Origin of the sequence: Vibrio renipiscarius, from assembly GCF_000827885.1 — a bacterium.
GTDB classification, from domain to species: Bacteria; Pseudomonadota; Gammaproteobacteria; order Enterobacterales; family Vibrionaceae; genus Vibrio; species Vibrio renipiscarius.
Genome location: NZ_JTKH01000003.1, coordinates 317,341 through 343,917, shown reverse-complemented (window position 1 = coordinate 343,917; position 26,577 = coordinate 317,341). Strand labels below are relative to the sequence as shown.

Annotated in this window: 26 protein-coding genes and 4 tRNA genes; 14 read left to right on the top strand and 16 right to left on the bottom strand. The window is 45.3% G+C overall.

Going from position 1 to position 26,577, the window contains the following annotated elements:
- Positions 1-7: 7 nt before the first annotated feature.
- The 4 genes from OJ16_RS01855 to OJ16_RS01840 form a co-directional block, all read right to left on the bottom strand.
- Positions 8-688: an ATP-binding cassette domain-containing protein gene (locus OJ16_RS01855; protein ID WP_040986790.1), complete on the bottom strand. Its 681-nt coding sequence runs from the start codon at positions 686-688 to the stop codon at positions 8-10.
- Positions 672-2,354, bottom strand: a complete 1,683-nt coding sequence (locus tag OJ16_RS01850) for an ABC transporter permease (protein WP_040986788.1) — start codon at positions 2,352-2,354, stop codon at positions 672-674. Before OJ16_RS01850 ends, OJ16_RS01855 begins: the two co-directional genes overlap by 17 nt.
- A 26-nt stretch (positions 2,355-2,380) precedes the next feature.
- Positions 2,381-3,523 (bottom strand): ABC transporter substrate-binding protein, encoded by a 1,143-nt coding sequence (locus OJ16_RS01845; RefSeq protein WP_040986786.1) that lies wholly within the window; start codon positions 3,521-3,523, stop codon positions 2,381-2,383.
- A gap of 276 nt (positions 3,524-3,799) precedes the next feature.
- Positions 3,800-4,243, bottom strand: a complete 444-nt coding sequence (locus OJ16_RS01840; RefSeq protein ID WP_040986784.1) for an META domain-containing protein — start codon at positions 4,241-4,243, stop codon at positions 3,800-3,802.
- Positions 4,244-4,397: 154 nt separating this feature from the next.
- Between OJ16_RS01840 and OJ16_RS01835 the strand changes: the two genes are divergently transcribed.
- Entirely contained in the window at positions 4,398-4,673 is a 276-nt protein-coding gene (locus OJ16_RS01835; RefSeq protein WP_040987121.1) for a DUF1289 domain-containing protein, read from the top strand.
- 58 nt (positions 4,674-4,731) lie between these two features.
- Here the strand turns inward: OJ16_RS01835 and OJ16_RS01830 are convergent, their stop codons facing one another.
- From OJ16_RS01830 to OJ16_RS01805, 6 genes are all read right to left on the bottom strand, one after another.
- The gene (locus tag OJ16_RS01830) at positions 4,732-4,953 is read right to left on the bottom strand and encodes a hypothetical protein (protein WP_040986782.1); all 222 of its coding nucleotides are present in this window, start codon (positions 4,951-4,953) and stop codon (positions 4,732-4,734) included.
- A gap of 461 nt (positions 4,954-5,414) precedes the next feature.
- Positions 5,415-5,810 (bottom strand): GspS/AspS pilotin family protein, encoded by a 396-nt coding sequence (locus tag OJ16_RS01825; protein WP_040986780.1) that lies wholly within the window; start codon positions 5,808-5,810, stop codon positions 5,415-5,417.
- Positions 5,811-5,812: 2 nt separating this feature from the next.
- Positions 5,813-6,109 (bottom strand): YciI family protein, encoded by a 297-nt coding sequence (locus OJ16_RS01820; RefSeq protein ID WP_040986777.1) that lies wholly within the window; start codon positions 6,107-6,109, stop codon positions 5,813-5,815.
- 107 nt (positions 6,110-6,216) lie between these two features.
- Positions 6,217-6,612: an acyl-CoA thioester hydrolase YciA gene (gene yciA / locus OJ16_RS01815; RefSeq protein ID WP_040986775.1), complete on the bottom strand. Its 396-nt coding sequence runs from the start codon at positions 6,610-6,612 to the stop codon at positions 6,217-6,219.
- A 150-nt stretch (positions 6,613-6,762) separates the two neighbouring features.
- Positions 6,763-7,311 carry a septation protein A gene (locus OJ16_RS01810; RefSeq protein WP_040986773.1) on the bottom strand — a complete coding sequence of 183 codons (549 nt, stop codon included), beginning with the start codon at positions 7,309-7,311 and terminating at the stop codon, positions 6,763-6,765.
- A gap of 137 nt (positions 7,312-7,448) precedes the next feature.
- Positions 7,449-7,682 carry a hypothetical protein gene (locus tag OJ16_RS01805; protein WP_040986771.1) on the bottom strand — a complete coding sequence of 78 codons (234 nt, stop codon included), beginning with the start codon at positions 7,680-7,682 and terminating at the stop codon, positions 7,449-7,451.
- Between the two features lie 88 nt (positions 7,683-7,770).
- Between OJ16_RS01805 and OJ16_RS01800 the strand changes: the two genes are divergently transcribed.
- Together OJ16_RS01800 and ihfA are read left to right on the top strand one after the other, a co-directional pair.
- A complete protein-coding gene (locus OJ16_RS01800) occupies positions 7,771-8,064 on the top strand; it encodes a hypothetical protein (protein WP_040986769.1) in 294 nt (97 codons plus the stop codon).
- A 327-nt stretch (positions 8,065-8,391) separates the two neighbouring features.
- Positions 8,392-8,688 (top strand): integration host factor subunit alpha, encoded by a 297-nt coding sequence (gene ihfA / locus OJ16_RS01795; RefSeq protein ID WP_005599656.1) that lies wholly within the window; start codon positions 8,392-8,394, stop codon positions 8,686-8,688.
- A gap of 134 nt (positions 8,689-8,822) precedes the next feature.
- Here the strand turns inward: ihfA and OJ16_RS01790 are convergent, their stop codons facing one another.
- Both OJ16_RS01790 and yeiP read right to left on the bottom strand, forming a co-directional pair.
- Positions 8,823-9,143, bottom strand: coding sequence for an HI1450 family dsDNA-mimic protein (locus OJ16_RS01790; RefSeq protein ID WP_040986764.1), 321 nt, complete (start codon positions 9,141-9,143; stop codon positions 8,823-8,825).
- Positions 9,144-9,145: 2 nt separating this feature from the next.
- On the bottom strand, positions 9,146-9,712 hold the full coding sequence (gene yeiP, locus OJ16_RS01785; RefSeq protein ID WP_040986761.1) for an elongation factor P-like protein YeiP: 567 nt from the start codon (positions 9,710-9,712) through the stop codon (positions 9,146-9,148).
- Positions 9,713-9,890: 178 nt separating this feature from the next.
- On the opposite strand from yeiP, the gene OJ16_RS01780 reads away from it, so the two are divergent.
- Together OJ16_RS01780 and OJ16_RS01775 are read left to right on the top strand one after the other, a co-directional pair.
- Positions 9,891-10,658, top strand: a complete 768-nt coding sequence (locus OJ16_RS01780; protein WP_040986759.1) for a nucleotidyltransferase domain-containing protein — start codon at positions 9,891-9,893, stop codon at positions 10,656-10,658.
- 257 nt (positions 10,659-10,915) lie between these two features.
- Positions 10,916-12,940 carry an EAL domain-containing protein gene (locus OJ16_RS01775; protein WP_268871266.1) on the top strand — a complete coding sequence of 675 codons (2,025 nt, stop codon included), beginning with the start codon at positions 10,916-10,918 and terminating at the stop codon, positions 12,938-12,940.
- On the opposite strand, the gene OJ16_RS01770 is transcribed toward OJ16_RS01775, so the two are convergent.
- The 3 genes from OJ16_RS01770 to OJ16_RS01760 all read right to left on the bottom strand — a co-directional run bounded on the left by OJ16_RS01770 (position 12,926) and on the right by OJ16_RS01760 (position 17,971).
- Positions 12,926-15,289, bottom strand: a complete 2,364-nt coding sequence (locus OJ16_RS01770; protein ID WP_040986754.1) for a DNA polymerase II — start codon at positions 15,287-15,289, stop codon at positions 12,926-12,928. The two genes, OJ16_RS01775 and OJ16_RS01770, sit on opposite strands and share 15 nt — an antisense overlap.
- A gap of 201 nt (positions 15,290-15,490) precedes the next feature.
- Positions 15,491-17,344 (bottom strand): Lnb N-terminal periplasmic domain-containing protein, encoded by a 1,854-nt coding sequence (locus tag OJ16_RS01765; protein ID WP_040986752.1) that lies wholly within the window; start codon positions 17,342-17,344, stop codon positions 15,491-15,493.
- A 141-nt stretch (positions 17,345-17,485) separates the two neighbouring features.
- Positions 17,486-17,971, bottom strand: coding sequence for a DUF3015 domain-containing protein (locus tag OJ16_RS01760; RefSeq protein WP_040986750.1), 486 nt, complete (start codon positions 17,969-17,971; stop codon positions 17,486-17,488).
- 379 nt (positions 17,972-18,350) lie between these two features.
- On the opposite strand from OJ16_RS01760, the gene uvrY reads away from it, so the two are divergent.
- The 7 genes from uvrY to OJ16_RS01725 all read left to right on the top strand — a co-directional run bounded on the left by uvrY (position 18,351) and on the right by OJ16_RS01725 (position 22,163).
- Positions 18,351-18,995 carry a UvrY/SirA/GacA family response regulator transcription factor gene (gene uvrY / locus OJ16_RS01755; protein WP_040986748.1) on the top strand — a complete coding sequence of 215 codons (645 nt, stop codon included), beginning with the start codon at positions 18,351-18,353 and terminating at the stop codon, positions 18,993-18,995.
- Positions 18,995-20,827 (top strand): excinuclease ABC subunit UvrC, encoded by a 1,833-nt coding sequence (gene uvrC, locus OJ16_RS01750; protein WP_082030200.1) that lies wholly within the window; start codon positions 18,995-18,997, stop codon positions 20,825-20,827. Before uvrY ends, uvrC begins: the two co-directional genes overlap by 1 nt.
- A gap of 75 nt (positions 20,828-20,902) precedes the next feature.
- Positions 20,903-21,460: a CDP-diacylglycerol--glycerol-3-phosphate 3-phosphatidyltransferase gene (gene pgsA / locus OJ16_RS01745; protein ID WP_040986744.1), complete on the top strand. Its 558-nt coding sequence runs from the start codon at positions 20,903-20,905 to the stop codon at positions 21,458-21,460.
- A 242-nt stretch (positions 21,461-21,702) separates the two neighbouring features.
- Positions 21,703-21,776: transfer RNA gene (locus OJ16_RS01740), tRNA-Cys, on the top strand.
- Between the two features lie 50 nt (positions 21,777-21,826).
- A tRNA-Gly gene (locus tag OJ16_RS01735) sits at positions 21,827-21,902 on the top strand.
- Positions 21,903-21,986: 84 nt separating this feature from the next.
- Positions 21,987-22,073 (top strand) — tRNA-Leu (locus tag OJ16_RS01730).
- Positions 22,074-22,087: 14 nt separating this feature from the next.
- Positions 22,088-22,163, top strand: a tRNA-Gly gene (locus OJ16_RS01725).
- A 182-nt stretch (positions 22,164-22,345) separates the two neighbouring features.
- On the opposite strand, the gene OJ16_RS01720 is transcribed toward OJ16_RS01725, so the two are convergent.
- Positions 22,346-22,831: a GNAT family N-acetyltransferase gene (locus tag OJ16_RS01720; protein ID WP_040986742.1), complete on the bottom strand. Its 486-nt coding sequence runs from the start codon at positions 22,829-22,831 to the stop codon at positions 22,346-22,348.
- A gap of 252 nt (positions 22,832-23,083) precedes the next feature.
- Here OJ16_RS01720 and pheS point away from each other — a divergent pair, with 252 nt between their 5' ends.
- Together pheS and pheT are read left to right on the top strand one after the other, a co-directional pair.
- Positions 23,084-24,067 carry a phenylalanine--tRNA ligase subunit alpha gene (pheS, locus tag OJ16_RS01715; protein WP_040986740.1) on the top strand — a complete coding sequence of 328 codons (984 nt, stop codon included), beginning with the start codon at positions 23,084-23,086 and terminating at the stop codon, positions 24,065-24,067.
- Between the two features lie 18 nt (positions 24,068-24,085).
- Positions 24,086-26,491, top strand: a complete 2,406-nt coding sequence (gene pheT, locus OJ16_RS01710; protein WP_040986738.1) for a phenylalanine--tRNA ligase subunit beta — start codon at positions 24,086-24,088, stop codon at positions 26,489-26,491.
- Positions 26,492-26,577 lie beyond the last annotated feature (86 nt).

The following is a 26,577-nucleotide window of genomic DNA, read 5'->3' as shown; positions in this document are numbered from 1 at the left end:
TTTTACCTTAGAGGCTCACATCATGTGGTTGGTTGGCGAGTGGGGACGAGCTGGTATGATTCGGCCACTGAAGTATGGTTGCTTTGGAAGGCACATCATCAACATCATGAGTGACCAGCAATGTTGGAATATTGGCCATGGCCAGTTGTTCTACGACCCAATCTCTAAATTGATAACGTAAATCCTTATCTAATTTACTAAACGGTTCATCCAATAGCGCTAACTTGGGTTTGGCAAGGATCATCCGCAACAGACTGATTCGCGCACGTTGCCCACCGGAAATTTGGTCGGGGTATGAGTGTGCTAAATGCACTAAGTCAACAGAATGTAAGCAAGCCAATGCTTGCTCTTGGCGTTGTCTTTTTTTAATTGAATTTGGCAGCGCAAAGGCGAGATTTTGCCAGACGTTCAAATGTGGAAACAGTAAATCATCTTGGAAAAGTATCCCCACTTCTCGGTGGTGGGCGGCGAGTAGGTCAATGCGCTGATGATTGAGTATGACTTGCCCTTGGTAGTCAAAAGCGTCGTCTAGATGACCGGCAATGAGATTAAATAAGGTGGATTTACCGCACCCACTTGGCCCCATTAATGCCGTCATTTCACCATTGTTAATCGTGAAATTCATCGGTTCGCAAAGTGGCGTGCCGTTTCGCTTAGAAATGGTGAGGTTTTCAAGTGAGAGCGTCATGGAGATTATTGTCCTTGAATGACATCGAATGCTTACGTTGAGTTAAGCGATTAACGAACAGAGCGGCAGAGAAAAAGAGAAACGGTAAGATCGCTTGTAAAATGGCATAAATGGCCGTCACTCGTCGGTCAAAGCCACTTGAAAGGGCGACCGCTTCGGTGGTCATTGTCGCAATGCGACCGCCCCCAAGCATTAACGTCGGTAAGTATTGAGCAAGACTCACACTGGCGCCAACAGCCCAAGCATAGAGTAACGCGGGTAGCAGTATGCGTATTTTGACGGTAACGAAAGTTGCGACCGGTGATTTGCCCAAACTGAGCGATGTGTTGGTGAAGTTTTGATTGTAGCTTTGCCACGGACCGTCGAGAGCCAAATAGACAAATGGGAAGGCAAAAAAGACATGCGCCCACAGCACCCACACGAGATAACCATCCGACGATAAATATAAGCTGGCGATTTGCAATCCAAACAGCAGGGACAACTGTGGGATCAGCATTGGCAGCGCAATGAGGTAATCAGGAATCACATGTTTACGTTGTGCTTTGTATTCTTGTGCGATCAAGCCTAATCCTAATGAAATGCTGGCGGTGATGAGCGCTAAACAGAGGCTATTAAAGAGTGTTGGGGCCATGTTGGCCCACTCAAATTGCCAAAAATTCAGGCTCAATTTACTTGGCAATAAATCAGGGAAGCGCCAACGCTGAGCGACGCTCCAAAGAATAAACAATGGCACCATTAGCCCGGCGAGTAATGCCGAGCATGAGAAAATCAACGAGCCGGGCAGTTTCCAGCCAAATCGACCGGAAAATTGCCACGTTGGCCACCAGCGAGTTAGCGATTTTTCAATACTTATCACGAGCAGCATCAGTCCACTCGCGAGTAAGAACAACACTACCGCGCCTGCGGAGGCGCGAGGAATGAGATTTAAATCAGGGTCGTTATACCATTGCCATACAAGCACGGCCAATGTTGGAGGGTTATTAGGGCCAAGAATGAGGGCGACATCGACGACAGAGACGCCATAAGCGATGACGGCAAATAACGCGAAACGCATTTTTTTGAGCCATTGAGGAAAAACGATTTTTAGCCACGCTTCTTGAGGTGAGTACCCCAGCGAAGCGGCGATTTGTTGGCTTCGTTTTAAATTAAGTTGCTGCAGTATGGGCAGGCTCATAAGGAGCAAAAAGGGTGTTTCCTTCAGGGCAAGTGCGAGCGTCAGTCCGATGGCGTATGGGTCATGCACTAACCAAGCGCTTGATTGGGTGTCAACTTCAATCCCAAACCATTGAAACGCCAACCGAGCGATGATGCCTGTCGGAGCAAATAGGAAAGCAAACCCAATCGCAAATGCGACGTGAGGCATGGCCAATAAAGGAGACAGCAATCCTTCTACTTTGGCCCAATGCTGACTCGTCCAAAGTTGCTGCAAAATTGAAAAACAAAAAATCGCAGCAAGATAGGTACTCGTCAGAGCACTGAAAAAACTCAAAGCCAGTGATTCTATCCAACCGGTCCATGCCCAAAGCTGTGTGTAACCGAGCCAAGACACATTATGCATGTCTAAAGGAGGCACATAACTCAACGACGAGAGTATGACCCCACCAAAACCTGGAATGATAGGGACAATGACAATCAAAATGAACAGCAGGTACGAAAATCTAAACATGAGTTGCTCGTCGTTGATGACTTAAGCTAGTTGCCATAACGCTTTTGCCACTCTTTTTCCAGTGCCGCTTGCCAGCTAGGATGCGGTTCTGCCAGTGAAGGGAATAGGGTGGTCTTTTTAGCGGATCCTGTGAGGTATTGGTTGTTCAGCACCGCTGGATCGCCCCAGACATTCAAATCGCCTTTACGTGATTGTGCTTCAGCGCTAAGCAAGAAGTTGATCACCACTTGAGCCCCTTGCGGGGAGTTCGCATTCCAAGGAATCGCTAGAAAATGGATATTAGAAAGGGCGCCCGCTTCCATGGCATACGCTGTTGTGGTGTCTTCTAGTTTTCCGGCTGCTTGCGCGGAAAAAACAGCGTTTGGATTAAAGGTGATCGCAAGATCAATTTGGCCATCATCAAGCAGCTGAATCATCTCGGCACTTCCCGCAGGAAATTGCTTTCCTTGACGCCAGGCGACAGCATGTAATTGATCCAAATATTGCCATAAGGACTTAGTCACTGAGGCAAAATTGGATTGCGTGACTGGGAGGCTAAGAGCGCTGCTATTGTCGGTGAGTTCGATAAGTAACGCTTTCAAAAAGCTGGTGCCATGAAATTCAGGTGGACGCGGATAGGTAATTCTATTTGGGAATGCGTGTGCGTAGCTGAGTAATTCATTGAAGGAGACGGGTGGATTGCTCACTTGCTGACGATCATGGATGAACACAAGCTGCCCAACGCCCCATGGTGCTTCTAGCCCTTGTGTGGGTTCTGAAAAATCTTTATCAACGGGTAACGACTTATCAACCAATGCCCAATTAGGCAATGTGTCAACGAAAGGGCCAAAGAGTAAATTATGGCTTTTCATTGATTTGAAATTTTCACCGTTGATCCACACCAGATCAACACTTCCGCCTTGATTTTGATTCGCTGCTTTTTCGGCGATTAAGCGGGAGGTGGTTTCGGCAATATCCGTCACTTTGACATGTTTTAATGTCACCCCGTACTGTTGTTGCACTTGCTCTGCGGCCCAGCGAAGGTAGTTATTGATCTCTTGGCTACCACCCCAAGCATGAAAATAGACCGTCTGACCTTTCGCTTGTTCTGTTGTCGTTTGCCATTGTTCTGCCCCTGCACTTGAGAAGCTAACAATAAGAGTGAAAATGAGTGTGAACAGCCTTGTCATAGTGGTCCCTATCTTCGTGAATAATCCGGTTTGAGTACGTGCAATAACGGCGTTGATATTCTAGACCGGATAAGATGTCTATTTTATTCATTATGACGGAAAAAAATGAAATTATTTAAGTATTTGGCGTGATTGTTAGTCAATTGTTTGAAAAGTGTGCGAGTGATGAGGGCTTTGCATCATGGCGTTTAAACCAAGAAAAATTAAAGGGTGGGGAAATAAAAAAGAGCAACCAATGGGCTGCTCTCTTGTTTGAATCAGAATTGATTTGATGGATTATTTCCAATCGCTCAATTTAAATGTCAGCGTATGAACATCATTGGTCAACACTAGGCTGTCTTTTGTCAGAGCCATATCGCTCCAATCTGAAAGCGTTTGAGAGAATGCTTGTTCTACATTCATTGACTCGCCCATACACATCTTCATGGTCAGTGCCATTTTTTCAATGCGGAATTGGTTGTTTTTCAGTTCAGCTTGGCCAAAGAAATTGTTACAGCCAGCGTTACCATTTGCTGTCATCTTTTCACCAACTTCCAGATTTGGCGCTGCTTGACCTTCTTCAGTTACGATGGCTTTGCCATCCACACTGACTAAAGACCAGTTGTGGTGCTGCAGGTCTGCTGCTGTGATTTGTTTCACTTCATCACCGTTGCTTGCACACGCGGTCATCAACACTGGAAGAGAAAGTGCTGCAAGTAGTGTTTGTGAACTAAGCTTCATAGATATAAACTCCAAAAAACAATAAGGTATACGTCTGTACACCATGATAAACGCCAACGGCACAATTATAGGTTAAGCCGTGTCGTTTGTGTTAGCTTTTGGTCATAGTTTGGCTTTTTATTTTTGTGTTTCACTGACTTATGGCGGGATGCATGTGGAGCAATTAGAGTTTTTCGCGGTTCAAAATCCATGCGTTGGCGTGTGCTCTGTGGATGACAGAGGGTACTGCACGGGATGTATGCGCAAGCGGGAAGAGCGATTTAATTGGTTATCGATGACGCCAGCACAGCAATTACACGTGATCAAACTTTGTCGGCAGCGTTATTTGCGTAAAAAGCGTCTATCTAATAGTAAAAAATGTCTTAGTGAACCTTCTGAGTCACAGAATGTGCCTGACAGCCCAACCAAACAAAAGCGTTTGTTTGATTAAGGCCGCCATGTTTACCTTCTGATTTAGCGAGAACGGGCCACTAATGGCCGAGGTAATGCTATTTCATTCCCCACTTATCACTGACCCAACCTCCGGCACTATCATCAAAATGACATCCAGAAAAACGCTGGTTCGCTTCCATAGGGTTGTCGCAATGAGGATCATCATCGATCAAGTGCTGTACGTAAGCTGCCATAGGGTCACCGCCTTTCAGTCGTTGCTGCCTCGTCGCGACTTCTTTGATGAGTTGAAGACGATAAGTCGTACTAGCACGTTTCATAGCGGAACCCTCAGTTAATTAGCCTTTAAAAAAGTTAGAACTCCGATGCGCTACCGTCAATATAGTATTAGAATGATTTTCTAATTTTTAGGCTAATACCGGGCAGTTTATGGTGTGTATGACTCGTTTAAAGTCTTGTTTGCCATATATTTAACGCTTTTGTCGGTAACGATAAAGTGAAATAAAATATTCACATTAATATTCATCAAAATGTAAAAGTCTTCTGTGAACGGCATTATTTATGGAAGGTCGCTAGGCGGATGGGGGGCAATATGCGGCTGCTAGGGCGCTCGTTTGTGATGATTTTGATTTGAGTTAAGTGATGGGCAGTAAAGTGAGTCAAAACCAGCAGTTTTGATAAAGCAGGAAGGATTTTCAGGAAAATCGATGCCTATCGAGATATCACATAGGCACCGACATAGATAACATTGAGAATTAGCACAGACGCCGAGCACTCAAACTTAGTTATCTTGGGAGCACGTTTCTTTCGATACAAATTGGTCGGCCATGAGTTGCCCACGGCTATTACGCATTTTAATTCGGTAGCTTAAACCCGCATCGAGATTCGCTTTTGTGTCGTTATGTGTACAGTAACGGTTAATGCTGGTATTAAGCACTTGCTGTAATGGCTTTGCACCTTGCTGCTCTTGGTTATACACCATCATGATTTCAATGGTGGTTCCTTTCGCTGAAGCTCGCATAATGGATAATGGACCGGCCTCTAAAGGCAGTTCTGCCGAGAGTAGGCTGGCTCGGTTAGACGCGAGAAGTTCAAGCTGGCGTTGTTGATTACCATCTGAGGCACAGCCGAGTAAACCAGAGCCAAGCAACAGAGCCAGAGCCAAACGAATGTTCATGATTAAAATACTTTCTTAAATGGTTTTACGATGACCGATTGATAAACACCCGCGGCGATATAAGGATCCGCGTCTGCCCATTGTTGTGCTTCTGGTAATGAGTCGAATTGAGCGATAACGGTAGAACCAGTAAAACCAGCTTCACCTGGGTTATCTGAATCAATGGCTGGCATCGGGCCTGCCGTTAACAAGCGACCTTCATCTTGCAGTTGTTGTAAACGCTCTAAATGAGCTGCGCGAACACTCAATCTTTTTTCGAGTGAATTCTCAACATCTTGAGAAAAAATGATGTACAACATATTGCTATCCTTGTGGGTGGTTTACGGGCAACTCTACGCGATGAACTTGCAATCCGCAGGTACGCATCGCGAAAATGAGCATTCATTCGCCATGTTTGTGATTAAGATTAGACATTGATCGTACGTGGTCGACCATTTGTATCAATGGCGACATAGTTGAACGTCGCGTCACAAACCATAAAACGATCTTCAATACAGTGCTCTTTGACAGGCTTTACCCATACTTCGAGATCGATACTCATCGAGCTGTTGCCAATTTTTGTGCATTCGCCGTAACAGCACACGACATCACCCACTTTGACGGGCTTTTTAAACGTAATACTGGAGACGGAAACGGTCACAATGCGGCCGCCTGAAATTTCTTTCGCTAGAATGCCACCGGCAAGATCGATCTGTGACATGATCCAGCCTCCGAAGATATCGCCATTGGCATTAGTATCCGCAGGCATCGCGAGAGTACGGAGGAGGAGTTGCCCCCTCGGTGAAGTAATTTCCTGGTTCATTTTGACATCCACAACATAATGACGTCAGCTCAAAAAAGAACTGAAATGGAATTTTGGCACTAAAAAAGCGGCCGTAAAAGACCGCTTGCTTATATTATACGTTTTTTTGAATGAAGATCATCCGATAAGCGAAGAGGAGCATCAATCGGCTTATTCGCCTTGCTCTTTGCTTTTGTCTTTTGGCAGATGCTTATAAATATACACGCCGGTGAGAAGTGTAAACCCGAATGTCGCCGTTAATAAGCCAAAAACTTTAAAGTTAACCCACACATCTAACGGTAATTCGAAGGCAACATAAATGTTGATGCCAGAGCATGCGAGGAAAAAAATCACCCACGCCCACGTTACTTTTGCCCATACGGGTTCGGGTAATGAAATTTCTTTGCCAAGCATGCCTTTTATCGCCGATTTACCGAGAAAATGGCTGATCGTTAAACCGAGAGCAAACACCGCATAAACGATGGTCACTTTCCATTTTATGAAATTGTCGTCATGCAAGAAGATGGTCATCCCGCCAAAAATTGCGACCATCAGAAAGGTAATCATCTGCATCTTTTCAACTTTTTTGTACAACGCCAAAGTTAAGGCGATCTGAATAGCCGACGCAATAATCAGCGCACCGGTGGCAATGTAAATGTCATACATTTTATATAAGACAAAAAAGACGATCAGTGGGACAAAATCAATCAGTTGCTTCATTTAATCGGTCTATCGCGACAGGGGAGAAAGTTAGTCTACCCAATTCGGTGTATTAACACCAACTCGTCATCGGCAAAATGGCTCAAAGAGGCTGTGCGTGAATGCGTGCCATGATGACGGAATAATCTTTTGTTGAATCACGCTTCATGGGGAATTGAGGATTTTAAATCTTCAAGGTAACCCTCTTCACGTAGCGAGTTGACGGCGTTGACCAATTCATCATTGCTCATTGAGAAGCAAGTTGATTTCCCGGTCATCATATTGAGGTATTGATGGTATTCAAGCTCAGTAAAGTGACCAATTCTATCCACTAATAGCGTCTTAATGCCGTGGTGAATCAAGTGATAGTAGCTATGGCGCTTCATTTCCATCACATTTCTCCTTTCTTATTTGATTAGGGGGTGTTCTCGTTCTGTTTGACTATGTATAAGCATATTGAATGCCAAATATGAAAAAAGAGTGAATAGGGTTGTTATAAAAGAACAATCACAAGGAAAAGGCCGAGTTTGCTCGGGGAAGGCGATTGCAAAAAAAGAATCAAAAAGAGAAAAGAGTGGGCGTGTCCTGAAAGGTATTTTGATCGAGAATGGCAGCGCAATGATGCCATTTCATAAGCACAACGTAGATTATGCTCCATGTTGCTTATTTGTGTTAAATCAGGGGAATAGGGTGGCCGTTTTGGGATTAATGATTATTTTTCCTCATAAAATGAGCGGATTTTTCTTTTTTATAATAAATAGCCCATTAAGTTAATGATTTATATGACATTACTCGTATTGTAAAAAAAGCCGATAAGAATTCGTTTTAGCGATAAATTCTAAAATTTATGTTCGTGGTGGTTTAATTGTCTGCACTTGAAGCTAAAAATATGATTTAGTGATGAGTTATAGGGTGAGTTGGTAGATATATCTAGCTGATAATTATGAAAAAAGTGTTAACTTACTATAAAAATGTTGGCGAAAATCAGAAGCTTGGCATACACTTTCCAAGTAATGTCTCTATGTTATTGATTGACGAGGCGAAATGCTTTGGCGCTGTCTAACGACAGTGATGTTTAACACAGCTTTTGAGGAAAATTCTATGGCGCTCACTAAAGCCGATTTGGCAGAGAACCTGTTTGAAAAGCTTGGATACAGTAAACGAGATGCCAAGGAAACGGTTGAGGCATTTTTTGAAGAGGTTCGCAAAGCACTCGAAAACGGAGAGCAAGTGAAACTATCAGGATTTGGTAACTTTGACCTACGCGAAAAGAATGAACGTCCAGGACGTAACCCAAAGACGGGTGAAGACATTCCTATTAGCGCGCGCCGTGTAGTCACCTTCCGCCCTGGGCAAAAGCTTAAAGCCCGCGTTGAAACCATTAAAGGTGACAGCTAACACGCTATCGATGGATTGAAGTCGTTTTATTGCCGAGAGAACGTATTTTGTTTTCAGGTTGGCGATAAAAAAACACCCAAGTGCAAACTTGGGTGTTTTTGTTTGTGGTGGCGGAGATTAATCACACAGTGTGATTAGTCTCGCTTCCACAGAATATGGCAAAATTTGTGCTCAGGATCTCGGCTTACAAGTAAGCGAGCAAACACATCATCTAACACATCATTTTCTTCGTTGACCAAACCAATACGAACTTCTGCATAGATTTCTTTATCAACGTCAAAGCCGACGTGTTGGCCCCAGTCATCACCAGTCTCAACCAATTCGGCTGCACCGCGATCGTCGAACTGAGCGGTGAAAAGAATCACGTCTACTGGTTCTAGATTATCGGGTGCCATCTCAAGGAAAATGTCGTAAGCCGCATCGATAGCATCATCGTAAGAAATGAGTTCAGCCATAATTATGCGCGGCTCATGTACTTGCGTTCAGCAGTGTTGATGATCAGGCGATCACCATTTGCGATGTACTCTGGAACTTGCACAGTTAGGCCAGTTGCAAAACGTGCAGGCTTAGTACGAGACGCAGCAGAAGCACCTTTGATTGAAGGGTCTGTTTCTTCGATAACAAGCTCAACCGTTGCAGGAAGCTCTAACGCTACCGCAGTACCGTTAATTAGAACAACCTGAAGGCCTTTGATTTCTTCAGTAATGAAAAGAAGTTCGTCTTCGATCTCTTCTTTCTTAAAAGTAAATTGAGTGTAATCTTCATTGTCCATGAAAATGTACTCATTACCGTCAACGTACGAGAAAGCAACTTGACGCTTGAACATGTCAACCGTTTCTACCACGTCGTCAGACTTATAACGCTCGTCAGCACGTGCACCAGTGTTTAGATCAACACAACGCAGTTTGTAAATTTTTGCGCCGCCACGACCGCCAGGAGTCGTCACTTCGATGTCTTTAATTAGTAGGATTTTGCCGTTTGATTCAATAGCAAAACCTTTCTTTAGCTCACTCGCCTTAGGCATGAACAATTTCCTTCATATGAGTTGTAAGGGCGGCATTATATACCCAACTAATTGGAAGATGCTATTTGAACTCGCACTGATATTGCTAGTTTTCAACGATTCTTAGCTTGATTATCTTGATCAAAAAGCGCCACTAAGAGATCATGCAGTTCAATCCGTTAGATTTCATGATTTTTTGATGATATTAACCACAATCGATCCCGCACAACCCTTCCAACCTCAGTATAGTAAAGCGATTGATGATCTTGTCACTTTCTTACGTTCTGGCTTGGGGGCAAACCTGCACAGTGTGTATATTTTTGGCAGTGTAGCTAAAAAAACGGCAACGCCTCATCGTTCAAACCTTGATGTTATCGTTGTGACACAGCAAAGTTTTGCGCAAAACCGCACGGCGTTAATTAATTCTATTCGTTGGCGCTTTCAGAGCTCACATGCGCATATCACAGAATTATCGTTTAAGACGGCGTTGGTGAGTGATATCGCTTCTCTAGACAGTATCTTCTCTTGGGGATTTTTGCTGCGTCACTGCGCGGTGTGCGTGTATGGGGAAAATTTATCGGAATGTTTTGGGGATTACGAACCCAGTTGGGAGATCGCAAAACATTGGAATATGGATGTGGAAGATTGGCTGGCGGTGTATCGCCATCGAATTGTTCGCGCTAAAAATGACGACGAACATCTTAAAGCTCAACAAATCATCGCTAAAAAATTGCTCAGAGCAAGCTATTCATTGGTGATCCCTCGAACAAAAGGATGGCATGACGATCCTCAAATATGCGGACAAGAGTTCCTTCGATACTACCCAATGATGCAGTTGGAAATCGAGCGACTTAGTATATTGCTCTCTAATCGAGTCGTAGCAAAGCGTTCGGTGATTGGTCTTCTTGATTCTTACGGTGATTGGTTAGTGAAACAATTTAAAAAGACAGAGTTTAGAATTGGCTAGTGGCAGCGTTCGTATGAAAGGTTTGTATAAAAGGATAGTATGAAAAATCCGTACGATAAGCTGTAAACATCACAAAATTAAAAGTAACAAATGAATCATGGGCGCAGTGCAATTTCACACGCGTCTTAAGTGATATGGCTCACATCGATAAGAAACAGAATGGCTTACTATCTTTCAGATAATGACCATTTTGTTTCAATGATGGAGCACCCAAAATCATTGCTAGTTATTTAAAACAAGCTCAGAAATCATTAGCGGTGCAGTTGCAAGCGATCAGAGAAGGGTTGCTGTGGATACTGCCGTGTCTCATGATTATCTCTTCCATTTTATTCATTGCTTCACTTGGCGAATTTATATTCGGAAAGGATCAGCCGTGGGTACAAACGCTCTTTTCTCTTTACGAAGTCACCAATAGCCTACTGCCCGTACTGTTAACTGGCGCGCTCGCTTATATTTTGGCGATGCGTTGGCGGTTACCCAGACCCCCGATTGCGCTGGTCCTAATTGTCTACTTGGTCGTTTTTGAACAATTATTTCGTTTTTCAGACAGTACGATCGTATTTGAATTGATGATTGCAGTGATGACGCCGCTTTATGCCGTGCCGTTAATCGCATCATTCTACAAAATACGTTGGATGAAATTTGTTTCAAATAACCATCTTGGTCGCATAGTAAAAGAGTCGCTCAACCTAATTCTTCCCTGCATTCTTGCCGGGATCGGCGTGATGATCATCAATGCCTTCGTCATCCATCTCGTTGAATCAAGCAGCTTAACCGCGCTCTTTAATATTCAATACGATGATTCACCGCTAGAGTTTGGTGCCATTTTTGCCATGGTGAATTCTTTCCTGTGGTTTCTTGGTATTCATGGCTACTACGGTTTATTGCCTTGGGTTGATGTGCTGCAAGGTGCCGTTGAGGTTGCGCACAGCGAGATGCTAACAGTTGGGAATACGCAGCATTTTGTTAATCACTCCTTTCTGGCGGTATTTACTTTTGTTGGGGGCGCTGGGGCAACATTAGGGTTTGTCGTGGTGTTATTACTGTTCAGCAATAATCGCGCTTATCGTTTGATTGCACTTGCCAGTTTACCGCTTGGTTTGTTGAATATTAACGAAGTGCTGCTGTTTGGCTTACCGATCATTTTTAATCCCAGGTTGTTCTTTCCTTTTTTGATTGCTCCGGTGGCCAATACGATCGTGGCGTATTTTGCGGTCAGTCTGGGGTTCGTCGATGTGCCTGTGACTGGGATGCCATTTAGCAGTCCTGTTTTCGTCAATGCTTACATTGTCACTCAAGGCGACATTAATGCCAGCCTCTTACAGTTAGTGAACATTGTGGTTTCTGGTTTGATATACCTGCCTTTTGTCCTGTGGCTGAATAAATCGACGGCCAATAAAACAATACAGTTTTCTTCGTTAGATACGACGTATTCGCGAAGAGAAGAAGAGGCGCGCACGTTAAGTGACGATCGAGTCGGTCAGCTGGTTTTTGCGCATAAACGTCAGCAAGTTTTGGAGCAAAAACTGCACGCCTTTACGGATAAAGAATTTTGCATTGAATATCAGCCTCAAATATGTCGAGTGACAGGGCAGGTTATCGGCGCAGAAGCGCTTATTCGTTCGGTGGATAAACAGGGAAATATTGAATATCCAGGCGCGTTTTTGTCGACGTTTGAACAGGCCGGTCTCATGAAAGACATTGACCGCTGGGTGGTGATTCAAGTCGTGCATGATCTTAAAATTGCTATCCGGGAAGGATGGGCGGTGCCAACCAGCGTTAACCTGACACCAGAAACGCTACTTGATGCCAGTCTCATGGAGCAATTGGTTGGTTATATCAGCCGGGTTGGTGAGTATGTGCATGTTGAAATCACGGAAGAGTCATTGTTGCTTGATAAGGCGCTGGTGGCCGCTTCGCTAGAGGCGCTCCATCGTGTCGGCGCAAAAGTCTCTATTGATGATTTTGGCTCGGGTTTTTCGTCACTCAGTTATTTAACGATGTTTGACGTCGACGCAATTAAGATTGACCGAAGCTTTATCCAAGCCATAGAGAACAGCAAAGGACAAAAAGTCTTTAATGGTTTGATCAGTATTGCACAAGATCTTAATTTGGCGGTGGTGGTGGAAGGGGTTGAAACGGAAAGTCAGCTTGAGCGCATTCCATTGCGCTATAACTTGTCCATCCAAGGTTGGTACTACAGTAAATCGATCTCTTTATTGGCATTGCGTTGCTATATTGCAGATTGCAACACCGTTCCGAGTGAACTAAAAGAGCCCTAACTGAGGCTCGCTCAGCGTTTTAAAATCCAGACCGATAAAAGGCAAAATGGCTTCGGCCACGGGTTTTAACTGTTTGTCGATATAATGCTGATAGTCGATAGCGCTGCTGAGATAGTCTTTCGGCTCGGGACCATTGAGTGTGATCAAATACTCTATTTGGCCACGATTTTGATACTGCAACGCTCGGCCCAATTGTTCATTAATTTTATCGGCCATGCGCGCCGCTCTGACTTGAGGCGGTACGTTCTTTTGATAGTCACTCAGTTTACGACGCAAGCGCTTTTGATAAACCAAGCGGTCATCGTAGCGTCCAGACAATGTGTCTTCGACAAACTGACGAATGTACGTAGATGGATCATCACCATGAAACACCATCTGATAGAGGTGCTGCTGGAAAGATTGTGCCAGTGGAGTCCAATCGGTTCTGGCGCTTTCTAACCCTTTAAAAATGATCTTTTCTTGCTCACCTTCACCAATTAATCCTGCGTAGCGTTTTTTCGAACCCGTCTCTTGGCCGCGGATGGTCGGCATCAAAAACTTTTTATAATGGGTTTCGTATTCGATCTCCAAGATAGAAACGAGGTTGTACTCTTGCTTGAGATGCGTCGTCCACCATTGATTGATGTGCGCCACCAGTGATTGGCCAATCGCATCGGCTTGCGGCTGCGAAACTTGACCATTCAAAGAGACGAAAGTGGAATCGGTATCGCCGTAAATGACTTGATACCCTTGTGCTTCAATCAACTTTTTCGTCTGCTTCATGATCTCGTGCCCGCGCATGGTGATGCTCGACGCGAGGCGAGTATCAAAAAATCGACAGCCTGATGAGCCTAATACACCGTAAAACGAGTTCATGATGATTTTAATGGCTTGAGAAAACGCCTTTTCATTATTGCGCTTAGCGACATCACGTGCGGCCCACAAGTTTTCAATCATCTTTGGCAAAAAGTGTTCATGACGGTGGAATTGGCCGCCGCGAAATCCAGGAACGGCCTGTTCGTCGTTTACGCCAATCTCGAGCTTTAGACCTTCAATGAGGCCTAAAGGGTCAATCAAAAATGAACGAATAATCGAGGGATAAAGGCTTTTAAAATCCAGAACCAGTACCGAATCATAAAGATTGGGCAGTGAATCCATGACATAGCCACCGGGACTGGCGATCCAGTTTTCTGGCTGAAGGTTTGGCGCAACGTAACCTGCACGGTGAAGTTGTGGCAAATAGAGATTAGTGAAGGCGGCGACTGAGCCGCCAATGCGATCCAGTTCGACCCCAGTTAACTTACTGCGCTCAATGGCAAAATCGAGTAGGTGAGTGTGTAAGAATATCTTATTCACCAATACGCAATCTTGCAGGTTATAACGAGCGAGGGAAGGCTTGTCATAACGGTACATGTGGTTGATTTCCGCCATGCGGTCATGCACGTTGTGAATTTGTTTGCCTTCGCCAAGTAGCTCTTGAGCGACAGACTCTAATGACCAGCGACGAAAATGGTAAGTGGCGGTTTTTAGGGTATCGATGCCATCCATCACGACCCGACCTGGAATGGAAATAAACCCTTGTTGCGTGGTGTTGGAGATTCGGAAGAAGCTTGCTTGACGCGCGCGTCCTATGGCCAGTTTTAACTTGTGCCATTCCGCTCGCTTATGCAGTAAGCGGAAATCAAAATCAATCACGTTCCAACCAATGATGACATCGGGGTCAAAGCGGTCAAACCAATCAATCATGGCTTCTAACAGCGCTTTTTCGTTATTAACCCACTGAACCGGAGTCTCACATTCTTGCGGTTCACCAATCATGATTACGCGGTTATCCATCGGGCTTGCGAGTCCAATGGAGTACAGAATGCCTTTTTCTGAACATTCAATATCAAGCGATACCACGTTTAACTGCGTTGAGTAGGCTGACTTGCGGCACTTTACCTGAGTGACCTTGGTGTGACCTTTTAGAGGTGTGTCCACCCCCGTAAATTCGATGCCACCTTGAATGAAGCGTTCCATCAGGTATCGATCTGCGAGTCGGATATCGTCTTCGTAGACGGTGATGTCCTGCTGCTGCAGCGCATCAGCCAGTTGTCGAGAGCCTTTGATCGTATCGCAGTAGCAAGCACAAAGTGCCGCTTGGTTAAAATGCTTGAGCGGTAAAGGTTTTATATCGCAGGTAAGATTCAATGAGACGGCAATTTGAGTTGCGTCTGTGAGTGCGCTTTGTTCGATAAAAAAGACCGGACGCTCACCGTCGATCAGCAATTGGTATGGCCCTTGTTCTGTCGCCAACCACAACTCAATTTGAGTGCTGTTATTGAGATCGCGCGCTTGGCGTGTAAGCAAAAAGCCTTGTTGAATCGTCAACGATGTCTTCCTATCAATAGCGACCGACTGTCTGGGGCGCAGTATCGGCGTGATAGTGGATTGTATTACGACTTTGTGATGTGAAGCAAAAATTAAGGGGCGTAAATACGCCCCTTAGAATGGAGGACTCATCATCTGCTCGCATTATCCGTCGGTATTATTCGCCGGAATTGATGAGTCGCTTGGTTGATACCCATTGGGCTAGAAGTAGAGGTAGGCCGTGAGTTTTCCGCTTAACTCTTCTTCTCCCCAATTGAGGTAGCTTACTTGGCTGCGCAGAGCGGTATTGCGGCTCAATTGCCAATGCCAACTGGCGTTCGCTTTGGCATTTTGATCCGCCTGGCTGTCAACCAGCGCAAGGTATTGGCCCGTTAGACCAATGCGGTGGTGGTCAGCGACTTGATAAATCAATCCTGCTTCAATACCGGCACCCAAAGTCGCGTCGTAATCGGTGAGTTCTCCGCCACTGATTTCGGCAGACAGCAGACCATAAAGATGCAATGCTTTTGCGTCGCCCCACGCTTTACCGTAGCCGCCTTGGCCAAACCAACGACTTTCTAATTTGCCTTCGTTTGGCATGCGGTCATAACCCACGCGTGCATTCCAAGCTAAGCTATCGAAAATGCGATTGCTTGGTGCGAGGGCCATCGCGTCAATCAAATAGAATCGGTCAAAGCGAGAAGTGCCTTGCTCATCCACGCTCACTTGCGTGTCAAGGAAGCTGATTTTGGCTCCGGGAATAAAGCCTTGCTGTGAATCCAAGAGATCGTGGTACGCCACGCGCCATTCTAAAGTCGCTTGGTGACCATAATGATCGCTGTGTTGATAACTCAAACCGGTGCGCGCGGATGCGTGGCCTTGTTCTGGCGAGACATCTGGAGGTGGGGCTTGTGTAAAGGGAGAGTCGACTTTAATGCGGCTACGTTGGTAGAGCAGTTCAGTCAAACGTTTCGCGGTTGGGTCACGATCTAGACCGACATCGTACAATTCAAAATTGAGCCATTCATAGGCAAATTCTAAAATCGCTGCGCGTTCCGCCTCGCTGTACTCCTCAGCGCTAGGGAAGTCTCCCTGTTTCGCGGCTACCGCAGCATCGAAAAGTTCAGGGTCAATTTCGTCGGCTTGGTGTAGCAAGCGTGTGCCAAATGATTCACGGTACTTGGGCTTGGCAAGTAATCCCGCATTATTGAGCGCTTCAACGGTATCTGACGGAATCGCATGTAATGGAAATTGTTCAACAAGATACAAATCATCGCGGGCCAGCTCTAGGAGGGCAAGCAGCTGATAAGAACAGTTTTCATCGGCAAAATAGTAGTCAAATTCTGCTCTTTGCATTTCCCACAGGTGCAGTAATACACGCTCAACTTCAACTTCATTTAACTTCAGTTGATATTCCCAAATGTCGCGCGATTCAATGTCATTGTATTCACGAACTTTGCGGTAATAAGGCATGACCGTAAAGCGACCAGGATAACTGCCGACTAATCCTTTCAGTGCATAGAGTGCCGCGTTGTCATCGGTTTCGGGTTCTGCTGCGAAATTAATCGCAAAAGCGACCAATTCTTTATGACGCGTTTGATCTTTGGCATCGATTCTTAACAGAGTATGACCAAACATCGACGATGGGTTGTTCATAAAGGCGGTCGGGAAGACCAAAGTGAGCCCTTCAGGATCGAGAACTTCACGCCAAGTATTGAGCTCTGGGCAGTTCAGTTCAGCCGATTGACCTTGCTGAGTTTGCAGCCAAGTATAACGCGCTGGGTACTCACAGCGTTTTTGTTCAGCAATCGTGGTATCAACGTTATATAGCGCATCGACAGTGGCTTGTAGTTCGCTCTGTGGTGAACGCGCGCCATCTTCAGCCAGATAAAATGTATCGCTGTCTACTGTCCCTTTATGGCCTGAGATCATGCTCGGTAAATAGTGGCCTAATTTTAGCCAATATGGATCTTTTGCGAGTTGTTCAATATTGAGGGTGTCAGCAGAAAATGCGAACGAAGGAGTACATAACCCACATCCGATGAGTAGTGCTTTAGATAATGCGGAATAGTTCATTCAAATCCGTGGAAAGGCTATTGAGTTTATGGGTAAGGACGCTGGCAGCGAACGTGCTTATCGATAGACACAACAAATAAGATGAGAGATATAAAAAAGCGCCCAGAAAAGGGCACTTTAATCACGAAGCAGAGTTCGGAATTAGATTGCGTAACCCGCTAGAGTTGCGTCAGCAGCAACTAGCGTGTTTAGGTTAGCAAATACTTCTTCAGAAGTTACGTTTTCAGATTTGAACACTTCTGCGAAGTTTTCTTGAGCTAGCTCGTTGAACGCTTCTTTGTCAGATGCTTGAACGCCCCAAACTTCAGAAAGAGTTGCTAGAGTTTCGCCTTCACCTTTAGCGATATCACGAGCAAGGTTGTCCATGTTACCGTCAATGAATAGAGCAAGTTTTTGAGCAGAGTTGATTGTGCCGTTACCGTCACAACCTAGTGTACCAAAAGAGATACCAAAAGTTTGGTTACCAGATGTGCCGTTTGTTGTCGCACCTAGAATTTTGAATACTTTGCCTGACTTACCGTCAAATACCATAGTACCTAGACCACAACCGATATCGGCATCAGCCATTGCAACATTAGAAAGAGGAAGTGTTGCAGCTAGAGCCGCCACTGCTAGTAGCTTTTTCATAAAATATCCTTAATCATTATCATTTGCCGACGTTACTCGTCAGCTTGTTTGTGATAATTCACCATTACCAACCGCAGGAAAATAAATGAAATTGGTTTCATTTTCAATCCATGTAACTAAATAAAAAGGCGCATAATTGAGAATTGCTAGCGAACCTAAACTATTAGTGCTAATTCGTTGATAAAAATGATCTTTGCTACTACGTCATCAGAACTAAAAATTAGTACTTGCTAAACTTAGTGTTTCGGCACATATTCATCAAAGTAGTGAAAATTTCATTTTTTACGTTAAACTAGGCGACTCGATTTGTTTCTGCTGCCCGTGTCAGCCGATACAAAATTAAGTCACATAGCAAGTAACATAGTGTGGAGATACAAGTTTGATAAGTGTTTTCCTTGTAGATGATCACGAGCTGGTTCGCACAGGGATACGACGTATTATTGAAGACGTCCGTGGCATGAACGTAGCAGGGGAAGCTCAAAGCGGTGAAGAGGCGGTAAAATGGTGTCGTAACAACCATTCTGACGTCGTACTAATGGATATGAATATGCCTGGCATTGGTGGCTTAGAAGCAACCAAGAAAATATTACGTTTCAATCCAGATGTGAAAATTATCGTTTTAACTGTTCATACGGAGAATCCGTTTCCAACGAAAGTGATGCAAGCTGGCGCTGCTGGTTATTTAACCAAAGGTGCTGCCCCAGATGAAATGGTCAATGCCATTCGAGTGGTGAATAGCGGCCAACGCTATATATCGCCAGAGATTGCTCAGCAGATGGCGTTAAGCCAATTCTCTCCAGCATCGGAAAATCCATTTGCCGATCTGTCTGAGCGCGAGTTGCAAATCATGATGATGATTACGAAAGGGCAGAAAGTAACTGATATTTCAGAGCAATTAAGCCTGAGCCCAAAAACGGTTAATAGTTATCGTTATCGATTGTTTGCCAAGCTGAATATCAGTGGTGATGTTGAGTTAACGCACCTTGCCATTCGACATGGGATGCTCGATACAGAGACATTGTAGTGAGCCCTATTTTCGATTCTGTCTCTTTCTTAAAGACAGTGACTAACCAACCCGGCGTTTATCGAATGTATAACGCCGAGTTGGTGGTTATTTATGTCGGTAAAGCAAAAGATCTCAAAAAACGCCTTTCTAGTTATTTTCGCAAAACGATAGACAGTGAGAAGACGCGTGCGCTTGTCAGTCATATCGCAAAAATAGATGTCACGGTGACCCACACCGAGACAGAAGCTCTGATCCTCGAACACAATTACATCAAGCAGTATTTGCCTAAATACAACGTGCTGCTGCGTGATGATAAATCCTACCCTTATATTTTCATTAGTGGCCACAAGCATCCTCGATTGTCGATGCACCGTGGCGCAAAAAAGAAAAAAGGCGAGTATTTCGGCCCGTATCCTGATTCAGGAGCGGTGCGTGAAACGTTACACCTCATTCAAAAAATATTTCCTGTCCGTCAGTGTGAAGATACGGTTTATAGCAACCGGACTCGGCCTTGCTTGATGTACCAAATTGGCCGCTGCGCTGGACCGTGCGTAAGCACGATTATTTCGGATGAGGATTATGCGGAGTTGGTGGGGTATGTTCGGTTGTTTCTTCAGGGCAAAGATAAGCAAGTGCTTGAAACCTTGATTGGGAAAATGGAGGAGGCCAGTCACGCACTAAAATTTGAGCAGGCCGCCAAATTTCGTGATCAAATTCAAGCGATTCGCCGTGTTCAAGAACAACAATTTGTCTCCGATGATACGATGGATGACATGGACGTACTTGGCTTTGCGCAAGAAAATGGCATCGCTTGCATCCATATACTGATGATTCGTCAGGGTAAGGTGTTGGGGAGCCGTAGCTATTTTCCTAAAATTCCGCGCAACACCAGTCAGCAGGAAGTGTTCTACAGTTTTTTGAGCCAGTATTATTTGAGTCATAATGAAGCTCGTACGATGCCAACGCGTATTATCCTAAATCAAGGGTTGCTGGATGATGTCGCACCATTACAAGAGGCGTTATCGAGTATCGCAGGTCGCAAAGTCCAGTTTCATGTTAATCCAACGGGCATCCGGGCTCGTTATTTAAAACTGTCGAATACGAACGCACTGACGGCGATGACCAGTAAAATTAACCATAAGATGACGATTTCACAGCGCTTCAAAGAGCTGAGGGAGTTATTGGGGTTAGATTCTATCCAGCGTATGGAGTGTTTTGATATATCGCATACGATGGGTGAAAGCACGATTGCTTCATGCGTGGTGTTTAACCAAGAAGGACCGGTGAAGCAAGAGTATCGACGTTACAACATCACTGGCATTACCGGTGGTGATGATTACGCGGCGATGGGGCAAGCGTTGGAACGACGTTACTCTAAGCAATTAGAGATAGAAAAAATACCCGATATCGTGTTTATTGATGGGGGTAAAGGGCAACTTAATCGTGCCCATGACATCATTGCTCAACATTGGCAAGATTGGCCAAAGCGACCGCGTTTGATTGGTATCGCGAAAGGCGTCACTCGTAAACCGGGTTTGGAAACGTTGATTACAACCGACGGAGACGAATTTCATTTACCAAGTGATGCGCCAGCGCTCCACCTAATGCAGCATATCCGCGATGAAAGCCACAATCATGCGATTGCAGGCCACCGAGCAAAACGCGGTAAAACAAGACGCACAAGTCCTCTTGAAGGCATTGAAGGGGTAGGGCCTAAACGACGTCAAGCGCTACTGAAATATATGGGTGGATTACAGGAGTTGAAACGAGCCAGTGTTGAAGAAATCGCCAAAGTACCGGGGATAAGTCATTCTTTAGCAGAAAATATTTATCAAGCATTGAAACAATAACGAAAATCCAGCAACATGTGAGCCTGTTTTTAGGCAGTAAACAGCACTATACGCAAACGATAAGAGTCAATATATATGCGTTTCAACATCCCTAACATTCTTTCTTTACTACGACTTTTCTTAATACCAGTTTTTGTCGTCGTGTTTTATCTTCCTTATAGCTGGGCACCTTTTGCTGCAGCCATGGTATTTTGGGTTGCCGGTTTTACCGATTGGTTAGACGGCATGTTGGCGCGAAAATTGGGTCAAACCTCTCGTTTTGGTGCGTTTATTGATCCCGTCGCGGATAAAGTATTAGTGGCTACGGCGCTTATCTTAATCACGGATCATTACCATAGTATTTGGGTAACGATTCCTGCAGTGACCATGATTGGTCGTGAAATTATCATCTCTGCACTGCGTGAGTGGATGGCAGAAATTGGTAAGCGTGCTAGCGTTGCGGTTTCGTGGGTCGGTAAATTTAAGACCGTAGCGCAAATGTTTGCTTTATGGGTACTTATCTGGCGTTACGACGATTGGATGGTTTGGCTAGGCTACATAGCGCTGTATATTGCCACTGTTCTGACGTACTGGTCGATGGCGCAGTATTTGATGGCGGCGAAAGACGACTTATTGAGTGAAGAACATCAATAGTGATTTTAGAGAAACGGGCTTAGGCCCGTTTTTTTTGTCTGGAGCAATAGGCTTTTTCCAATAAAGTCATTGGATTACCATTCAATATAGATATAAAAACAATCAAATTAGCCACTTTTGGTGGTAATTTAGCCAAACGAATTAAAATTCAAAAAATAGTGTTGACTCATTGGGGCGAATCCGTAGAATGCATCCCGTACCCAAGAGGAACGCAGCAATGTGAAGCTCGAAGGAACAACGAAGGCGCCTTGGCAGAGTGGCTATGCAGCGGATTGCAAATCCGTGGACCTCGGTTCGACTCCGGGAGGCGCCTCCATTCTCTATTAGAATTTATTTCTATGAAGAAAATGGCAATGTGATAAAAATGCGACACTAGCTCAGTTGGTAGAGCGCAACCTTGCCAAGGTTGAGGTCATCGGTTCGAACCCGATGTGTCGCTCCAAATTAAATGATAGCGATTAACCAACAATCGATATCACGATGGTGTCTTACTTTACAGTAGAGCCTCACAAATTTAGATTTGTGTGCCCTGGTGGTGGAATTGGTAGACACAAGGGATTTAAAATCCCTCGACGTTCGCGTTGTGCCGGTTCAAGTCCGGCCCGGGGCACCATCTAAACCTTTTATGCGACACTAGCTCAGTTGGTAGAGCGCAACCTTGCCAAGGTTGAGGTCATCGGTTCGAACCCGATGTGTCGCTCCAAAATTAAACCTCGATATTATATCGAGGTTTTTTTTCGTCTGTCGCTTTTGATAGTGGACTGTTTTTCGATCTTGGGTTTAGCATGATTGCTCTTTGCTTAGCGAGCAGCTAAACAATCTAACAGCCACACCATCTAACAGTGAAAATGTGGCTAAAGTCAGTGATTCTCCGCAAGGGTGGGTCTATGACAAGTTTTTGAGCATCCAGACGTCACAGCCGCCATGTACGGTCCCTGCGATCGGTTGAGTTAAGTGCTCGAACCCCAATTTTTCATACAAACGAATGGCTGACTGCATAGACGCCAGCGTGTCGAGATAACAGTGTGTAAAGCCTTGCTGTTTAGCAAACGTCAAACATTGCTCACTGAGCATTTTACCTAACCCCAATCCTCGCCCTTGAGGTAATAAAAACAGTTTTTTTAGCTCGCATGTCTGATCTGAATCGTTAAACGGCGCTAAACCACAACCACCAACCACATGGCCGTTTACGGTGGCGACTAAATACAGGCTGCGCTTGTCGAGGGTGTAATAACGACTCATCGCTGACACTTCGGCATCCGCTGGGCCAAAACCTTCACCAATAGCACCAAATTCAGCACCAACCCTTTTGATTATTTGCGATATCTCTTCATCTTGCTCGGTCGTAATAGGTAAGACAGTTACCGTCATGATGGTGTCCTTTATCGGGGGAATTATTGCCATGATATGGGCATGAATTTCCTCACATTCAATCATAAAGATGAAAATTTACGCAAAGGCAGTGAGAATAGTGATTTGCGATTGGATTTAGACTTGGCATTCGTTACTATGTAGGGCTATTTAAAGACCCAAGATCCCTGTCGGGACGCTTATGGACACTACCGCTTATGTGGTTTGTTTCGAAGCTAGACTCGGACAAAGACATAGGTAGATGAGGAAACGATGCAACATCTAGAAGAGATCATTGCTAATGCGAGTGCCGCTATTGAAGCTGCGCAGTCGCTAGTCGCACTTGATGAAGTGCGTGTTCAGTATCTAGGTAAAAAAGGTGAGTTAACCACTCAACTTCAAAGCCTAGGCAAACTGCCACCAGAAGAACGCCGCGAAGCTGGTCAAGAGATCAACAAAGCGAAAGGCGTCGTTCAACAAGCTATCGTTGCGCGCAAAGATGCACTACAACGTGCAGAGCTTGAAGCGAAACTGGCTGAAGAAACGATCGACGTAACCCTACCAGGTCGTCGCATCGAGAACGGTGGTCTACACCCAGTTACTCGTACTGTTGAGCGTATCGAGCAATTCTTTGGCGAACTTGGTTTTACCACTGAGTCTGGCCCTGAGATCGAAGATGCATTCCACAACTTCGATGCACTGAACATCGCCGCTGATCACCCAGCGCGTACTGATCATGATACTTTCTTCTTTAACCCAGACTTGATGCTTCGTACTCATACCTCTGGCGTACAGATCCGTACCATGGAAAGTGGCAAACCACCATTCCGTTTCATCGCTCCTGGCCGTGTTTACCGTAACGATTACGACCAAACACACACGCCAATGTTCCACCAAGTGGAAGGTATGCTGGTTGATGAAAACGTGAACTTTGCACAGCTGAAAGGCACGCTGCATGACTTCCTATGTAACTTCTTCGAAGAAGAAGTGGAAGTGCGTTTCCGTCCATCTTACTTCCCATTCACAGAGCCTTCTGCTGAAGTGGACGTGAAAGGCAAAAACGGCAAATGGCTAGAAGTTCTAGGTTGCGGTATGGTTCACCCGAACGTACTACGCAGCGTAGGCATCGACCCTGAAAAATACTCTGGTTTCGCATTCGGCATGGGCGTTGAGCGTCTCACTATGCTGCGTTACGGCGTAAACGATCTACGTTCGTTCTTCGAGAACGATCTTCGTTTCCTAAAACAGTTCAAGTAATCCAGAGGGTTCATCACTATGAAATTCAGCGAATCATGGCTTCGTGAGTGGGTAAACCCTGCGGTTACCACTGACGAACTAACACACCAAATTACAATGGCGGGCCTTGAGGTAGACGACGTACTACCAGTAGCAGGCACGTTCAACGGCGTTAAAGTCGGTCTTGTTGTAGAATGTGGTCAGCACCCAGATGCTGACAAACTGCGCGTAACGAAAGTTGACGTAGGCGCAGAAGAGCTTCTAGACATCGTTTGTGGCGCATCTAACTGCCGCCAAGGCATCAAAGTTGCTGTGGCAACGGTAGGTGCTGTTCTTCCAGGCGATTTCAAAATCAAAAAAGCGAAACTACGTGGTCAACCTTCACACGGCATGCTTTGTTCATTTACTGAACTGGGTATCGACGTGGAATCAGAAGGCATCATGGAGCTTGCAGAAGACGCGGTTATCGGTACTGATTTCCGTGAATTCCTAAGCCTAGACGACGTCACCGTAGACGTAGACCTAACCGCTAACCGCGCTGACTGTTTCAGCATTCGTGGTATGGCGCGTGAAGTTGGCGTACTAAACCGTGCAGACGTAACTGAGCCTTCAGTTGAAGCGGTTGCAGCGTCTATCGAAGACACGATTGCTATCGAAGTAACAGCACCAGCGGCGTGTCCACGTTACCTAGGTCGTATCGTTAAGAACGTTAACGTTCAAGCGGAAACACCACTTTGGATGCAAGAAAAACTGCGTCGTTGTGGTATTCGTTCTATCGATCCTGTTGTTGATATCACTAACTTTGTTCTGCTAGAGCAAGGCCAACCTATGCACGCATTCGATCTTGCTAAGATTGAAGGCGGTATCGTGGTTCGTATGGCAGAGCAAGGCGAAAAGCTGACGCTTCTAGATGGTAACGAAGCAGAGCTAAATGCAGACACTCTAGTGGTTGCAGACCAAAACAAAGCGCTAGCGATTGCGGGTATCTTTGGTGGTGAGCAATCAGGTGTGACGTCAGAAACAAAAGACGTACTGCTTGAGTGTGCATTCTTTGCCCCTGACCACATCCGTGGTCGTGCTCGTGCATACGGTCTACACACAGATTCTTCTATGCGTTTTGAACGTGGTGTGGATTACGCACTGCAAGTTAACGCAATGGAGCGTGCAACCGCACTGCTTGTTGAAATCTGTGGTGGTGAAGTTGCACCAGTGGTTGCGGTTGAATCTGAAGCCGATCTACCAAAAGCAAACCAAGTTGCACTACGCCGCACTAAACTAGACAACCTACTAGGTCACCACATTGCAGATGCAGACGTGGTTGAGATCTTAGAGCGTCTAGGCATGGCTGTAGAAGCGAATGCAGAAGGTTGGGTTGCGACAGCACCAACATGGCGTTTTGATATTGCGATTGAGCAAGACTTGATTGAAGAAGTGGGTCGTATCTACGGTTACGACAACATTCCTAACCAATCACCTGTTGCTGCGCTTAGCATGAACGATCATAAAGAAGCAAACCTACCGCTTAAGCGTGTACGTAACCTTCTTGTTGACCGTGGTTACCACGAAGCGATCACTTACAGCTTCGTTGAACCTGAGCAGCAAAAACTGGTTGTTCCAGGTATCGAAGCGCTAATTCTGCCATTCCCAATTTCTGCGGATATGTCAGCGATGCGTCTTGGCCTAATCCAAGGTCTACTAAACACGGTTGTTCACAACCAAAAACGTCAGCAACCACGTGTTCGTTTGTTCGAATACGGTCTGCGTTTCATCCCTTGTGAATCAGCTGAAAACGGCATGCGCCAAGAGCCAATGCTTGCAGGTGTTATCGCAGGTACTCGTGGTGAAGAGCACTGGAACGTAGAAACCAACACGGTTGATTTCTTCGATCTTAAAGGTGATCTAGAAGCGGTTCTTGAGCTAACAGCAAACGACAAAGCGTACTCTTTTGCTGCGCTTTCTGCAGAAGCAAAAGCGGCGAACCCAGCACTTCACCCAGGTCAATCAGCAGCAATCGTTGTTGATGGCAAAGAAATCGGTGTTATTGGTACGGTTCACCCAGAGCTTGAGCGTAAGTTTGGCCTAAACGGTCGTACTATCGTGTTTGAAATCGAATGGTCTGCGATCAACACTAAAGTGATCCCAGAAGCGGTTGCGCTTTCTAAGTTCCCATCAAACCGTCGTGACATCGCAGTGGTTGTTGACGAAGCTGTGGCTTCTGGCGACATCGTAGCCGCGTGTCTAGAGCAAGGTGGTGAGTTCCTAAAAGACGCGAAACTGTTCGACGTTTACGTAGGTAAAGGCGTGGAAGAAGGCAAGAAGAGCCTAGCGATTGCCCTTACTCTACAATCTGTTGAGCGTACGCTTGAAGATGCAGATATCGCTGGTGCGGTAGAAGCGATCGTCGCGCATGTATCAGACAAATTTGGCGCAGCACTACGCGACTAATTTTTCCAACAGTTTGATGCTACAGCAATGCAAAAACCCGCTTATTAAGCGGGTTTTTTTATATCGGTATTATTTTATATCGTGAC

Coding starts and splice junctions, on each gene's coding strand:
- OJ16_RS01855 (WP_040986790.1), bottom strand. CDS start 688: ATGACGCTCTCACTTGAAAACCTCACCATTTCTAAGCGAAACGGCACG.
- OJ16_RS01850 (WP_040986788.1), bottom strand. CDS start 2,354: ATGTTTAGATTTTCGTACCTGCTGTTCATTTTGATTGTCATTGTCCCT.
- OJ16_RS01845 (WP_040986786.1), bottom strand. CDS start 3,523: ATGACAAGGCTGTTCACACTCATTTTCACTCTTATTGTTAGCTTCTCA.
- OJ16_RS01840 (WP_040986784.1), bottom strand. CDS start 4,243: ATGAAGCTTAGTTCACAAACACTACTTGCAGCACTTTCTCTTCCAGTG.
- OJ16_RS01830 (WP_040986782.1), bottom strand. CDS start 4,953: ATGAAACGTGCTAGTACGACTTATCGTCTTCAACTCATCAAAGAAGTC.
- OJ16_RS01825 (WP_040986780.1), bottom strand. CDS start 5,810: ATGAACATTCGTTTGGCTCTGGCTCTGTTGCTTGGCTCTGGTTTACTC.
- OJ16_RS01820 (WP_040986777.1), bottom strand. CDS start 6,109: ATGTTGTACATCATTTTTTCTCAAGATGTTGAGAATTCACTCGAAAAA.
- yciA (WP_040986775.1), bottom strand. CDS start 6,612: ATGAACCAGGAAATTACTTCACCGAGGGGGCAACTCCTCCTCCGTACT.
- OJ16_RS01810 (WP_040986773.1), bottom strand. CDS start 7,311: ATGAAGCAACTGATTGATTTTGTCCCACTGATCGTCTTTTTTGTCTTA.
- OJ16_RS01805 (WP_040986771.1), bottom strand. CDS start 7,682: ATGGAAATGAAGCGCCATAGCTACTATCACTTGATTCACCACGGCATT.
- ihfA (WP_005599656.1), top strand. CDS start 8,392: ATGGCGCTCACTAAAGCCGATTTGGCAGAGAACCTGTTTGAAAAGCTT.
- OJ16_RS01790 (WP_040986764.1), bottom strand. CDS start 9,143: ATGGCTGAACTCATTTCTTACGATGATGCTATCGATGCGGCTTACGAC.
- yeiP (WP_040986761.1), bottom strand. CDS start 9,712: ATGCCTAAGGCGAGTGAGCTAAAGAAAGGTTTTGCTATTGAATCAAAC.
- OJ16_RS01780 (WP_040986759.1), top strand. CDS start 9,891: ATGATATTAACCACAATCGATCCCGCACAACCCTTCCAACCTCAGTAT.
- OJ16_RS01765 (WP_040986752.1), bottom strand. CDS start 17,344: ATGAACTATTCCGCATTATCTAAAGCACTACTCATCGGATGTGGGTTA.
- OJ16_RS01760 (WP_040986750.1), bottom strand. CDS start 17,971: ATGAAAAAGCTACTAGCAGTGGCGGCTCTAGCTGCAACACTTCCTCTT.
- pgsA (WP_040986744.1), top strand. CDS start 20,903: ATGCGTTTCAACATCCCTAACATTCTTTCTTTACTACGACTTTTCTTA.
- OJ16_RS01720 (WP_040986742.1), bottom strand. CDS start 22,831: ATGACGGTAACTGTCTTACCTATTACGACCGAGCAAGATGAAGAGATA.
- pheS (WP_040986740.1), top strand. CDS start 23,084: ATGCAACATCTAGAAGAGATCATTGCTAATGCGAGTGCCGCTATTGAA.
- pheT (WP_040986738.1), top strand. CDS start 24,086: ATGAAATTCAGCGAATCATGGCTTCGTGAGTGGGTAAACCCTGCGGTT.